At 56.1% G+C, this 12,421-nt stretch carries 12 protein-coding genes; 3 read left to right on the forward strand and 9 right to left on the reverse strand.

All coding sequences use genetic code 11. The features are described 5' to 3' along the window. Positions 1 to 143: 143 nt before the first annotated feature. The gene (locus ABJ205_RS14590) at positions 144 to 1,271 is read right to left on the reverse strand and encodes an outer membrane beta-barrel protein (RefSeq protein ID WP_348158456.1); all 1,128 of its coding nucleotides are present in this window, start codon (positions 1,269 to 1,271) and stop codon (positions 144 to 146) included. A gap of 352 nt (positions 1,272 to 1,623) precedes the next feature. Between ABJ205_RS14590 and ABJ205_RS14595 the strand changes: the two genes are divergently transcribed. Next, positions 1,624 to 3,234, forward strand: coding sequence for a long-chain fatty acid--CoA ligase (locus ABJ205_RS14595; RefSeq protein WP_348158455.1), 1,611 nt, complete (start codon positions 1,624 to 1,626; stop codon positions 3,232 to 3,234). Positions 3,235 to 3,237: 3 nt separating this feature from the next. Further along, a complete protein-coding gene (locus tag ABJ205_RS14600; RefSeq protein WP_348158452.1) occupies positions 3,238 to 3,678 on the forward strand; it encodes a DUF1330 domain-containing protein in 441 nt (146 codons plus the stop codon). Positions 3,679 to 3,928: 250 nt separating this feature from the next. Here the strand turns inward: ABJ205_RS14600 and ABJ205_RS14605 are convergent, their stop codons facing one another. The 3 genes from ABJ205_RS14605 to ABJ205_RS14615 form a co-directional block, all read right to left on the reverse strand. Continuing rightward, entirely contained in the window at positions 3,929 to 4,090 is a 162-nt protein-coding gene (locus tag ABJ205_RS14605; RefSeq protein ID WP_348158450.1) for a hypothetical protein, read from the reverse strand. A gap of 146 nt (positions 4,091 to 4,236) precedes the next feature. Next, on the reverse strand, positions 4,237 to 5,346 hold the full coding sequence (locus ABJ205_RS14610; RefSeq protein WP_348158448.1) for a PA0069 family radical SAM protein: 1,110 nt from the start codon (positions 5,344 to 5,346) through the stop codon (positions 4,237 to 4,239). Between the two features lie 53 nt (positions 5,347 to 5,399). After that, positions 5,400 to 6,245, reverse strand: a complete 846-nt coding sequence (locus tag ABJ205_RS14615; protein ID WP_348510074.1) for a LytTR family DNA-binding domain-containing protein — start codon at positions 6,243 to 6,245, stop codon at positions 5,400 to 5,402. A gap of 209 nt (positions 6,246 to 6,454) precedes the next feature. On the opposite strand from ABJ205_RS14615, the gene ABJ205_RS14620 reads away from it, so the two are divergent. Continuing rightward, a complete protein-coding gene (locus tag ABJ205_RS14620; RefSeq protein ID WP_348158442.1) occupies positions 6,455 to 7,966 on the forward strand; it encodes an acyl-CoA thioester hydrolase/BAAT C-terminal domain-containing protein in 1,512 nt (503 codons plus the stop codon). Here the strand turns inward: ABJ205_RS14620 and ABJ205_RS14625 are convergent. The 5 genes from ABJ205_RS14625 to ABJ205_RS14645 form a co-directional block, all read right to left on the reverse strand. After that, positions 7,876 to 8,286, reverse strand: a complete 411-nt coding sequence (locus ABJ205_RS14625; RefSeq protein WP_348158440.1) for an MAPEG family protein — start codon at positions 8,284 to 8,286, stop codon at positions 7,876 to 7,878. The two genes, ABJ205_RS14620 and ABJ205_RS14625, sit on opposite strands and share 91 nt — an antisense overlap. An 87-nt stretch (positions 8,287 to 8,373) precedes the next feature. Continuing rightward, positions 8,374 to 8,859: a YHS domain-containing (seleno)protein gene (locus ABJ205_RS14630; RefSeq protein WP_348158437.1), complete on the reverse strand. Its 486-nt coding sequence runs from the start codon at positions 8,857 to 8,859 to the stop codon at positions 8,374 to 8,376. A gap of 217 nt (positions 8,860 to 9,076) precedes the next feature. Beyond that, the gene (locus tag ABJ205_RS14635; RefSeq protein WP_348158434.1) at positions 9,077 to 10,009 is read right to left on the reverse strand and encodes an AraC family transcriptional regulator; all 933 of its coding nucleotides are present in this window, start codon (positions 10,007 to 10,009) and stop codon (positions 9,077 to 9,079) included. A gap of 104 nt (positions 10,010 to 10,113) precedes the next feature. Then, positions 10,114 to 10,644, reverse strand: coding sequence for a molybdenum cofactor biosynthesis protein B (moaB, locus tag ABJ205_RS14640; protein WP_348158431.1), 531 nt, complete (start codon positions 10,642 to 10,644; stop codon positions 10,114 to 10,116). A gap of 14 nt (positions 10,645 to 10,658) precedes the next feature. Next, positions 10,659 to 12,419, reverse strand: a complete 1,761-nt coding sequence (locus tag ABJ205_RS14645) for a lytic transglycosylase domain-containing protein (protein ID WP_348158430.1) — start codon at positions 12,417 to 12,419, stop codon at positions 10,659 to 10,661. Positions 12,420 to 12,421: the final 2 nt, after the last annotated feature.

Here is a 12,421-nt window from a genome sequence, read left to right on the forward strand (position 1 = left end):
GATGCCGGTCATCTTGGTGCGCGATGGAAACGATCTTGAGTTTTCCGGATACTTTATCCGTTGATCCATAGTTACTAGGATGCACGAAAAAGGGGCCGGATCACTCCGGCCCCTTTTCGTTTGTTCGCTATGAAGCTGAAAGCTTACAGACCAGAACCTGGGCCATAAGTGACTTCTACGCGGCGGTTTTGCAGCTCGCGTACGCCGTCTTCGGTTGGCACACGGTTTTGCGTTTCACCAAACGCTTGAGCAGAAATGCGGCCCGCCGGAATGCCTTTTCCGGCGAGATACTGCGTAACGCTCGCATTGCGGCGCTCCGCCAGTGCTTCGTTATAGGAGTTGCTGCCCGAACGGTCTGTATGACCAGCGAGCATCACCGCAGCGGTTCCGCAGTTGGAATAGGCTGTGAACGCATTGTCCAGAATGGTTGCTGCGTCCGAAGTGATCGCCGATTGGTCAAAATCGAAAAATACGATGTATGGGCCCGTATTGCAAACAGGCGCGGGAGCCGGAGCTGGTGGAGGCGGCGGTGCAGGAGGTGCAGGAATTGGCCGCGGAGCTGGAGGTGGTGGAGGTGGCGGCGGTGTCGGCGCACCAAAATTGTAGAGCAAGCTTGCAAGGATTGAGTGCGATTCATAAGCAGCGTCCAGCTCAGCCCCACTGGTTGCGTTAATGCCAACGCTGTCGGCGACGAAATACCGGTATTTTAGGCCAAAATCGACATTGTCGGAGACCGCGATACGGGCGCCCGCCAGAGCCTGATAAGCAAAGCTGGTATCGCTATCGCTAATCGGTTCTCCAATGGTGGTATTGCCAGCGCTAATATCGACATGCGCAAGGCCAGCCCCGCCGCCCGCAAAGACGGTAATGCCATCGTCATCGCCAAATTCAATCAGCCCATTGATCATCGCTGTAAGCACATCGGCACTGCCGATGTCGACTTGATTGAGGGCGATCGGAAGGCCAGACGCATTGCTGAAACCGGGAGTGATAATTTCCAATTGGTCAGAATCGTTTTCGCGGTAGCTAACGTCGGCCTCAAGACGGAAGGCGCCGAAATCATATCCGGCGACAACGCCAAGCTCATAACCGTCATCGCGGTCAACCCGTGCCGCGCGATCTTCGTTCACTGGGGAGTCGAGGTCCAAATCAATGTCAGTCCCGAGAACGAAACCGGCATCTACGCCAATATATGGCTGTCCTTCGCGCGCTTGAGCTGGGACCGCGATGACCGCAGCAGCGCCTGCAAGCAAGAGTATTTGTTTGTTCACAATAAGACCTTTGTTAAGTTCATCTGAAAAGGTGAGAATCGTCAAAAATTGACGGTAAACCTATTGCCGGCAGAATAGTGAAAATTTGTGAAAAATCGTTCTGTATTTGCGTTCAATTGACCGAAATTGGGTTTCTAACCTGCCTCTAATAGCCATAGAATTTTGTTTATTTCATGTTCGGGGCGATGGAACACGTCGGTCTTGATTTTCGTCCTAATGTTCTTGGGGCAGGGTTCCGGATGAACCTTTGAGCGGGGCATATGATGATTGCAAAGGGTAACCTTGCGCGTCATTGTCTTCGTTGAAAATTGCATCCAAAACGATGCGACGACCAATTAGGAGAGAGAAACCCATGCCGACGCAAACTCTTGGGGCCATGCAAGGTCAATCAATGCGCATTACCCATGTGATTGACCATGCTGCGCGCGAAGCTAGTGGACGCGAAATCGTAACCCACTGGGCCGACGGTAGCGAAACCCGGACCGACTGGGCCGGAATACGCCGCGACGCTCTCAAAATGGCTCAAGCGTTAGAAGCACTTGGCATTAAGCCGGGAGAGCGTGTTGCAAGCCTAGCCATGAACCATTCGCGCCACTTGGTAAGTTGGTACGGGGTCGCAGGTATGGGAGGAGTGCTCCACACGGTGAACCCGCGCCTTTTCGAAGATCAACTCGAATATATCGTCAACCACGCCGAAGACCGCGTTTTGCTTTACGATGCCGCGTTCCAACCCATTGTCGACAAAATGAAAGACCGTTGGACCAGCGTTGATCACTATATTTGCTTCGATTCCGGTGATCATTCCCCGTCTTTCGAAGAATGGATTGGTGAGCAGGACGGACATTATGATTGGTATCAGGGGGATGAACGCGATCCTTGCATGATCTGTTACACTTCGGGCACGACCGGCAATCCCAAAGGCGTGCAATACGAACACCGTTCCACGATGATGCACGCTGTCGCGGGGTTACAGCCATCTGCATTCAACTTCTCAAGCGGGTCTGTCATGCTGCCGGTTGTGCCAATGTTCCACGCTGCGTCTTGGGGCTTGCCTTATGCAGGCGGAATGGCCGGTGTGAAATTCGTCTTCTCTGCGGTCAATGACCCTGCCGTCTTGCACGATTTGATGATCCGCGAAGGCGTGACCGACAGCGCCGGTGTACCGACAGTTTGGCTTGCCCACTTCCAATATTGCGATCGTGAGGGTCTCGATCTACCCCCATTGAAAGCGGCAACAATTGGCGGTTCTGCCTGCCCGCGCTTTATGATCGAACGGCTCATGAAAAATGGCACCCGTGTTCAGCACGCATGGGGTATGACGGAAACCTCGCCTATCGGCACGGTTGGCGGACCAACATGGGATTGGGATCAACTTACCTTTGAGGAGAAAGTTGATAAGACCGCGATGCAGGGGCGTCCGATTTTCGGAGTAGAGCTTCGAATTGTTGATCTTGAAGACATGACAACCGAGCTTGCGCGCGATGGGAAGACATCGGGCGCGCTCCAAATTCGCGGGCCGTGGATCATCCGCCGCTATTTCAAGGGCGAAACAGACGCGACCAACAGTGAAGGATGGTTCGATACAGGCGATGTCGGCATCATTCACCCGGATGGCACGCTCCAACTGACCGACCGTACCAAGGACGTGATTAAGTCAGGCGGCGAATGGATCAGCTCGGTTGAGCTGGAAAATGCGGCTGTTGGTCATGCGGAAGTCGCCGAAGCGGCGTGTGTCGGGATGTATCACTCCAAATGGGACGAACGCCCTGTACTTTTCGTGGTTCGCAACGAAGGTTCAAAGGTCACAGCCGACGATATAATGGATCACCTTAAACCACTGATTGCGAAATGGTGGCTGCCGGATGCAATTGAATTTGTGGATGACATTCCGCACACCGCGACTGGCAAGATCAGCAAGAAAGACCTTCGTGAACGGTTTTCGGATTACAAATTGGAAGGGTGAGGAATGGCAAAAGTCTATATCGATCCAAGCCCGTCCAATTTTCAGGCATTCAAAGATCTGCCCCGCGATGAGCCGATCCATATGCTCAACCTGCTGCGCTACCGCGAGTTTGCGGAATATCCCGAGGGGCATGAGCACCGCGGCAATGGCTGGACCGGGCGGCGCGCGTATGAGGAATATGGCAAGACCTCAGGGCCCATCTTCCAAGGCGTAGGCGGCACAGTCGTATGGCGCGGCGCATTTCAGACGATGGTCACCGGGCCAGAACCTGACGACAAGGTCTGGCACGATGGCTTTGTGGCGGAATATCCCAATTCGGGCGCCTTCTTCGCGATGATCAAGGACCCAGATTACCAGATCGCCGTACAGAACCGCACAGCAGCGCTGCTCGACAGCCGTTTGATGCGGTTTAAGCCGGGGGAGACTGGCGGGGGCTTTGGGTGAGGCAAACACTGCTTCGCGCTACTTTCGTGGAGCGGGCGTGCGATCTTCGCCGGAGGATTCACACCTCTCAGCCAGGTTAAAGTTTTTCGAAACGGCTTGGGGAGAGGGCAACGGCTCTTTGCCCAACGTTTTTGGTTGCCCATGCTAGCTGCAACGTGAACCGCGCGAGGCGAACAATGCGCGCCTGCTTTTTGACCAAGATGGACGAGGCAACGGTGCGTGATGCTGCCGCTCTAGCGGCGGTCGTCACCTAAGTGCGCGGATGTTTGCGCCGTTCGGGTCCGGTGTAAGGGGCATCGCTTTGGCGGCGCTCGCCTTTCCGGCGATCATCCATGCCGCGGTCCGATACTCTGCGATCCGCTTTACGACGATCAGCTTGGCTATTGCTTTGTGTACTTGCGTCTTTTGTCACGGTTTGCACCCCCCCGATTACGAGATGCTAATAGTCCAATTTGTTTAGCGAGTCCTTAATCACGGTTTATTTCGAGTTAAACCGGTCTGGTGGAGCGCTGTCCGGAGATGAATTCCACAAATAATAACCCAATACATTGAGCTATATCAAAGCAGCCGCATCTGCCCGTCGACTTCCGGTGGTCGAAACTTCGAGCAATCTAACTCAAACCGTGATGCAGTTTTACCATGCTCCACACCGCTGCGCTTGCATGCGATCCTAAATCTAGCCCGGAACATGTCGGCCCATACGCCTGTGGGTTTCATTCGAGTGAAGAAATTGGGATCGTTATCTTTACCCCCTCGAATAGAGCGGACGATGCGCATCACTTTGCTTGCACGGTCGGGATAATGAACGGCGAGCCATTCACGGAAGAGTGGGGCAACCTCGTGTGGAAGACGCAAAGGTATCCAGCTGGCGCTGCGCACTCCGACATTGGCGGCTGATTCAATTATCCCTTCCATAAATTCGTCCGTTATCGCTGGGATTATGGGGGAGACCGAGCAATGCACCGGCACGCCAATTTCGATCAACTTGCCCAAAGCTGCAATCCTTTTGGCAGGGGCCGCGCAGCGTGGTTCAAGCTTGCCTGACAGCTTTGAGTCGAGCGTCGTGACGGATATCGCCACGGCTACCAAATTGGCCTGCGCCATCTCTTCCAACACATCCACATCGCGTAAGACCCGGTCAGATTTGGTCGTGATCGTCACCGGATGGCGCGCTTCCAGGCACGCCTCCAAAATCCCCCGCGTGATTTCATAGCGTTTTTCAATCGGCTGATACGGATCGGTATTGGTGCCAAGCGCGATTGGGGCCGGCTTATACCCTCTCTTGTTCAAGGTTTTGCGCAACAGCTCAGGCGCGTCAGGCTTGGCAAACAACTGCGTTTCAAAATCCAAGCCCGGCGACAAATCGTGATAGGCATGGGTAGGGCGCGCATAACAATAGACGCACCCATGCTCGCACCCGCGATAGGCATTGATCGAGCGGTCAAATGGCACATCGGGCGAAGAATTGAACGACAGGATCGTCTTGGGCCGCTCTTCGGTCACATGGGTGCGCAGTTTAACCGGCGGAGCGCCCTCTACGCCAAGGCTCTCCATGTAGTCGCGCCAATCGCCATCGATCTCCCGCGTGGCAAGGCCAAAGCGGGTAGGGACCTTCGCAGAAGCCGCTCCGCGGCCTTTTACAGAATCAGGGTGATTTTGTGTTCCCATAATGAGAACATATATAGAACATAGAGGTCAGAGCCAACCAAATTCCAAGCAGGCTAAATTACCCGGTTACGCAGCGATTTGGCGCCGGACCTGCTCGTCTGGATATCTTCGCCGCTTTCCATATGCAGCACCATGCGGCCATCACCAATGGGCTGCGCGCGGTCGATCTTGTTGATATTGACAATGCGGGAGCGGTGGACGCGAAGGAACTGTTCGGGGTCGAGCGCGCTTTCAAACTTGGCGAGCGTGGTTCGAACCAAATGTGAGCCTTCTGCCGTGGTGACTTCGGCATAGTCATCAGCGCCAATGATGCTGATGATTTGCGGTATGTCGATGGGTTGAATGTCTTCACCGCGACGGATGAAGTAGCGCTTCATCGGCGGTTCCGTTTCGGCCTGTGCGCTAGCATCAGGCCACAAGTCATCATCGGCACCGAGGAAGGCCGGCAATTCGCCTTGCTCGCGCATGTACGTGAGCGTTGCCACCAGCGTATAGATGGTTACGCCTTGGAGCAATTGCCACGCGAGCGCAGGGTCGCTGAAAAAGGCGCTCACGGTGAATTCTGTGGCAGAGCCGTCGTCACGGATCCCTACAAGGATGAGGATCATCCAATGCCAGAGGGCGCTGAACAGCGCGGCGAGGGCTACGTGGCCCAACACCTGCCGAATTACGCCAGAACCGATCAGCCACCGCCGAATGGCAGGGCGAACAGCTGCGGTAAGCAGCACGAGCGGCAGCGCGTTGAGCAATGCGGATACGAACACTTGGCCAAAGCTCACATCACTGCGCACCAGGGCAAAGACGACAACATATGCTGCCAGAACAAGGCCAATCGCGAGGGCGTCAAAGGCCCGATCGCCTATCCGAGTGCTTGGATTGAGGCTCTCACCCATTTTCATGCTGCCACTTATGCGCACTACCAACAGAATCGGCAATGTGATTTCGCGGGACCTATTCGGCGCACCTCCATTGACCTGAATTGCCTTGTTCTTTGGCAGTGAATTGATGTGCGCTCACCGATTTTCCGACGGGCCGCTGGGAAGCTGAGCTATATCGTTTGTCGGGATCACAATTCGTCGGTCTGTACCGAAGTGCGAGGAGCAGCCTCTTGATTATTAGTCCCCAATTCCTCTCGGCCCTGGGCACCATTGCCTTGATTGCGGGAGCCACCTCCACATCGGCCCAGCGGATTGAATTCGCAAGCGGCGAAATCGTGACCGCTGGTGATCCGGTTGCTGTGGAAGTGCTTGATTTACCGCCGGAGATTGAAGTTGAGATTCGCGCCGAGCGGGTGCTCAAAGCATATTACGAGCGCGGGTATCCGGTGCGGCGTTATCAGTCTGCCGCCACCTTTCGCAGCGATGAAGAGGGCCGTGTGGATATCGCGGCGAGCGAGGCAATCGCAGGTTCCTATGAGGGGACAGATGCGCTGGGCCTTTTCCGTTCGATGCGGCAGGTGAGCGACGAACCGGCGGAAATGGACAACCGCGTCACGGTTAGCGCGCTGATCGATGCGGAAGTGGTGGCGTCGAACTCATTTGAGATGCGCTACGCCGCGCCTTCGTACAGCGTAGAGGAACTTCCCTCGCTGCCCGGCTCCTATTTCGCTGCCCCGGCAAGCCCCGGAAAGCACCCGGTTATCATCGTGATCGATGGGGTCGATAGCCATGCACAGAACCGCGAACTGCTTATGCCGCAGCTGGTCGCCAAGGGTTATGCGGTGGTCCACTTTGCGACCTATGAGATCATCTATGGCCCGCGCGAGCCATCGATCGCGGGCATGCCAACAACCTATGTTGATATTCCCATCGACCGGCTTCAACAGGTGCGCGATTGGTTGCTTACACGCGATGAGGTCGATGAAGACCGCATGGGCCTCTACGGCTATTCACGCAACGGCGCCTACGTGCTGCTGGCAGCAACCAAATATGACTGGGTGAAAGCGGTTGCGGGCATCTCGCCTTCCGATGTCGTTTGGGAAGGTTGGGGCGACCGCGTGAAGCAGGGGACGACTTCATCCTACTCATGGAAAGGCGAGCCGCTCGCCTATGTGCCTTACAGCGTAAATTGGAACCGCGAAGTCTCCAAGTTTGGACGCGGGGAGCGCGGTCGCCTGCGAACCCCAATGGATGAAGGCCGCTGGGCCAATCCTAATCAGGTGGCCGCCGCTCGCATTCCGATTGAGGAGTTTAAGGGCGCTGTTCTCGTCGTGGGCGGTGAACTCGACGATCTATGGTCAGCAGGGCACCAAGTTCAAAATGTCGCAGAGCGCCGGGCTGAAGCGGGGCTTAAGACTTCTTTGCTAGTGCTCCCCGATGCAGGGAACGGCATTACGGGGACGGGTACCAATCCAACCCTGCTCTTTGATGGAGGCGAAAAGCGGCGAATTGAAGCGCAGGCCCAAGCGAAAACGTGGGCGGCGATCCTGAAGTTCTTTGAAGAAGCGCTTCAGTCCGAGCGTCGATCCGAGAAAGGAGGCGAGCGAGGTTACCCTATGAGACCCCGCCCGCGAGCCGCGATTGGCTCGGATCACAGAATGACTTGTGCGCCGATTACCAAGATTGCAGCCCAGGAGACGAGATATGTCGGTGTCCGAAGCGCAGGGATCGCTGCGATGTAGACGGCCGCATGTGCGATACGGGCAAAGAAGAAGATTTGCGCCCAAGTGCCGACAGTTGCCGCGGTGGAAGCATCGCCAAGCAAGCCTGCAGCCACAACGACCGCGATAAAGGCGGGCATGGTTTCAACCATATTGAGGTGAGCGCGCTTGGCCCGGTTCATCCACATCGGCGTTTCCGGCTCGGTTTTGGGAAAGCCTTCAGGGTAGTTGGTCAGAAATGTGGGAAGCCCCCAGACGAACAGGCGTCCGGTGATATATGGGGTCCAGAGCAGGACGGTAAGAACGCCGCTCAGTGCGAGATAAGTGTATGCTGTTTCCATTGGAATCCTCCGATTATTTTTCTTTGAAAAGGTGTGGCTGGCGAAGCGTGGGATTGGATGCTTCGCCAGCCACAGGCGCGTGATGGGTTAGAGGTCAGTCGCAGCTGTGCTGCGGATCGCGCGCCATTGTGTTTCAGCCTTGGCGATCGTGCCTTCTGGGTCTTTCAGATAGGCATCGAAAATCGCTTCGCTGAGGAAGACATAGAGCTTACCGTCACGAACATCGGCCCAGCGTGGGTTGCCGTCGAACTTTTTGCCGACAGACACGCCGAACGTGCAGAAACCGCCGTTTTGCGGGATGAATCTGGCTGGGTTTGCATTGAACGCATCAAGGTTCTCTTGGCTTGTGAAGTAATATGCCACTCCATCATGCACTGCGGTGTAACGAGCCGCGCCTTGGATGCGGTTGCCAGTGGTGATGAAAGCGACGGTGTCCACGCCGTGTAGAGCGAGGGGAGCACTTGCTGCGGTGAGGCCTGATGAGACGTTGTATTCATCGGCAGCAATTGCCGCAGAGCCTGCTGAAATGGCCGCGCTTGAGATGGCGACGGCGTAGATGACTTGCTTCAACATTGTTTGATCCTTTCCGATCATTTTGGTTCGGCCCGGCGTCCGCAGGGCCAAGGTCTGTAAAATCGGAACGGTTTGAATGGGGGGCTTGGGGTGCCTAGGTTTCATCCGTTCCATCGTTGCGATAACGATGAGTCGGAATTGATCGCAGTTGGACTAAATGGCAATATGAGCGAGCCATGTACCGCCTAATTGCAAATCCGATTGGACGATCTGCAAATTATATGGCGTTTTGGCGGTACTGACTGGGAGTCTCACCAAACTTCGCAGCAAAAGCCCGGGTGAATGCCGCGGGCGATTGATAGCCAGTTTGAGACGCGATTTGCTGAACGCTCTCCTTGCGCTTTTCCAGAAGCGAGAGAGCTTTCTGCAGCCGCCAATCGGACAGGTATGACATCGGCCCTTGATCCATCAGATCGGCGAAACGGTCGGCAAAGCTGCTGCGAGACATGCCGACCTCACGCGCGAGGCTGTTCACGGTCCAAGGCGATGCCAATTCGGTGTGCATCAAGGATAAAGCCTGAGCGATCTTGGGGTCGCGAAAACCTTTGAGTGATGAATTGATACGGTTTTGAGTGTCGTCCTCAATCCCGATCCGCATCAGTTCGATAAACATGACTTCAGAAAGCCTGCGCACCGAAGAGGCAAGCCCGGTGCGATCTGTGAAGATCTGACGGCTCATCATCCTGAGAACTTCGTCGAGCAGCGGGTACTGCGCCCTCATGGACGAGGTGATGATAAAGTGATCGGGCAGGGTGCGTAGCAAAGCATGGTCGGCTTTCTCGCGAAAGGTGAAGTGGCCACAAACCAATTGCGTATTTGCCGATTTGTCGCCTTCGCCCACCACCAGCACGCCGTTGCCATCATAGCCGCATTGCTCAAGCACGGTCTCAAGCGGCGGGGCGCTTTCAACCGGTGCATCGGAGAGTATGTGCGTCTGGCCATGGGGGATGAGAACAAGGTCGCCGGGGTGCAAGATCGTAGGCTCACATCCGGGTAGAGTGACGGTGCATTGCCCTTGAACCACAAGATGAAACCGCGCAGCTGCACCAAGGACAGGCACAGTCGTTGCCCACGGCGCTGAAAAGTCCGTGCGAAAATAGAGCGAGCCTTTAAGGTCGAGGGTATCGAGAACATCGTCGAGAAGGTCCATCCCTTTAGTCTAGGGATATGCCGATCATCCGACAACCGTGATGGGATTGTCGAATTGACTACATTCCTTTGCAGATCGTCCAGAGCCCGTACAGGGGTGTGCGATTATGTCTCGGTGAGGCGCGGCATCAACTCGACAAAATTGCAGGGGCGATTGCGGCTGTCGAGTTGTTCGGCAAGGATGCCGTCCCAGCCGTCTTTGACCGCACCGTTGGAACCAGGGAGGGCGAAGAGATAGGTTCCGCGCCCGACGATTGCACAGGCGCGCGATTGGACGGTGCTGGTGCCGATGGTCTTGTAAGAGAGCCAGCGAAACAATTCCCCAAATCCGGGGATGTCGCGTGCGCCTTCTATAAGGGTGAAAGCTTCGGGTGTTACGTCGCGCCCTGTAAGCCCCGTGCCGCCGGTGGAGACGACGGCGTCTATGTTCGGATCATTGATCCATCGATCGAATTGCTCAGCGAGGATTTGAGCATCGTCTTTCACGATGGTTCTAGCGGCAAGATGGTGGCCTGCGGCCTCGACACGGCCAGCAAGAATATCGCCTGATGTGTCGGTTTCAGCGGTACGAGTGTCTGAAACGGTCAGAACGGCGATATTGATCGGTTTGAAAGGTCTGCTCTCGTCAATCGCCATTGTGATATTTCCCGCTACCGCTGATATTCGATCCGTGCAGAGCGCGTCCTAGCGGGATGGGGAAAGGTTGGCCACTGCCCTTGTGCAAGGGCTCGGCGGCTTGGAGATGGGCTCCCGGCGGCGCGCTCATACATCCAATAATTGCGCATGACGATGGCGACATAGCCGCGTGTTTCCCAATAGGGGATCGATTCCATCCAAAGCAGCGGATCGCCCTGATCGTTGATCTCTGTGTTCCAGCGGCTGACCGGGGAAAGCCCTGCGTTATAGGCCGCCATAATCTTAGGCAGGAGGCCCTGTGTTGCACCGCTGTCTCGCAGCATTTCAAGATGCTGTTGACCATAGGCGAGGTTTACTTCTGGCTTGTTAAGGTCCGCATAGCTCGCGCCAAGGTTGAGGCGGCGGTTATGATCGCGCGCCGTGCCCGGCATGATCTGCATCAGGCCGCGTGCATTAGCAGGCGAAACGGCGCTGGCGCGGAAATTGCTCTCTTGCAGCGCATGAGCGAAGGCGAGCGATGGGTCTACGCGCCACCCCGTACTTGGTTGCCAATGGGCGACCGGAAAGCGCAGCGATGGATCGGCGCGGTATCCGCGCGGCGCGTAATTCGCCATGTAGAGCTGTGTCGATGGGAGACCAAGTTCGCGCGCCAATTTGGCCACCGCGTGGTAGTCATCGGCCCGGCCAATGCGGGCTTCATGGCGCAGCACTTCGTCAGCAAGGCCCGGCCGTCTCACTTCAACCAAGGCCGCCGCAATTCGGATATTCTGACGCTGAGAGATCGCGCCCCATTCCTGAGAGGAGAGCGGCTGTACAGGAGCGGACGACGGCACCTCAATGCCGAGTTGGTCTACGGCAAGGAGGCCATAGAGCGTTTCATCGTAGCGTGCCGCGTTTTCAAGATGCGCCTGTGCTGCGCCCGGCTCTCGGCAACGTACCAATGATCGGTGTGCCCAATAATGCGCAGCCGAGGTCAGCTCGATATTGGTCGAACGATCAGCTGCCCTTGCAAACGAGTCTGCTGCAATTTGGCACGATCCAATCCGCCATGCTGCGAGACCTGCAACCCATTCGCCCTCTGCGACCCATGCTCCAGACCCTTCGGCGACGGTTTGCGCCAGAGCGAGGGCGTTTTGGTCGTCGTTTTCAATGTAGAAGCTCCAAGCCACCCGCTGCCGCCACTCGGCGCGCGCCTCCGCGCTTAGATAGGGCTCAGCCTCAAGCAGCGTATTATATGCGGTGATGGGATCATCGTTCTTGATCGAATCAAGGATCGAGGAACGCATTTGGCTTGGCAAAGTTCCGTCATCGACTGTGCGTGGACGGGTGCGTTTTGTGATGCCGGGTTGGCGCGAAAGAGCGATCGTCCGCGGAAACGCAGGAAGCCATTCGAGGCCGCGCGTTGTGCCAAGCCGGCCAAGTTGCTCTGATTGGGGCAGATGAGCCCCGGCTTGGAACCAAAGCGAGATCTGCTGGGCGGAAACTTTTGGGCTCTTTGCGTGAGTGTAAAACTCGGCGACTGCAATCTGGTGAAGGATGCTGTCGGTGCGTTTGTCGAGCATTGAGCGCACATCGTCCCAACGCTCTGCGTCAATCGCAGCGAACAATTGTTGGAAATGACGGCGCTCGTCACCGCTTAACTGCGCTGGGATTGGGTTATTCTGATTGTTATACTGCGCAACCAAGCTGCCGCCTTGTGCAGACGCGGCAGGTGCAATCGCAACAGCAGAAATCCCAGTGCTAATCAGGGTAAGGCCAGCAATCAGTACGCGCATAG

Source organism: Erythrobacter sp., from assembly GCF_039988855.1.
In the GTDB taxonomy this organism is placed as follows: domain Bacteria; phylum Pseudomonadota; class Alphaproteobacteria; order Sphingomonadales; family Sphingomonadaceae; genus Erythrobacter.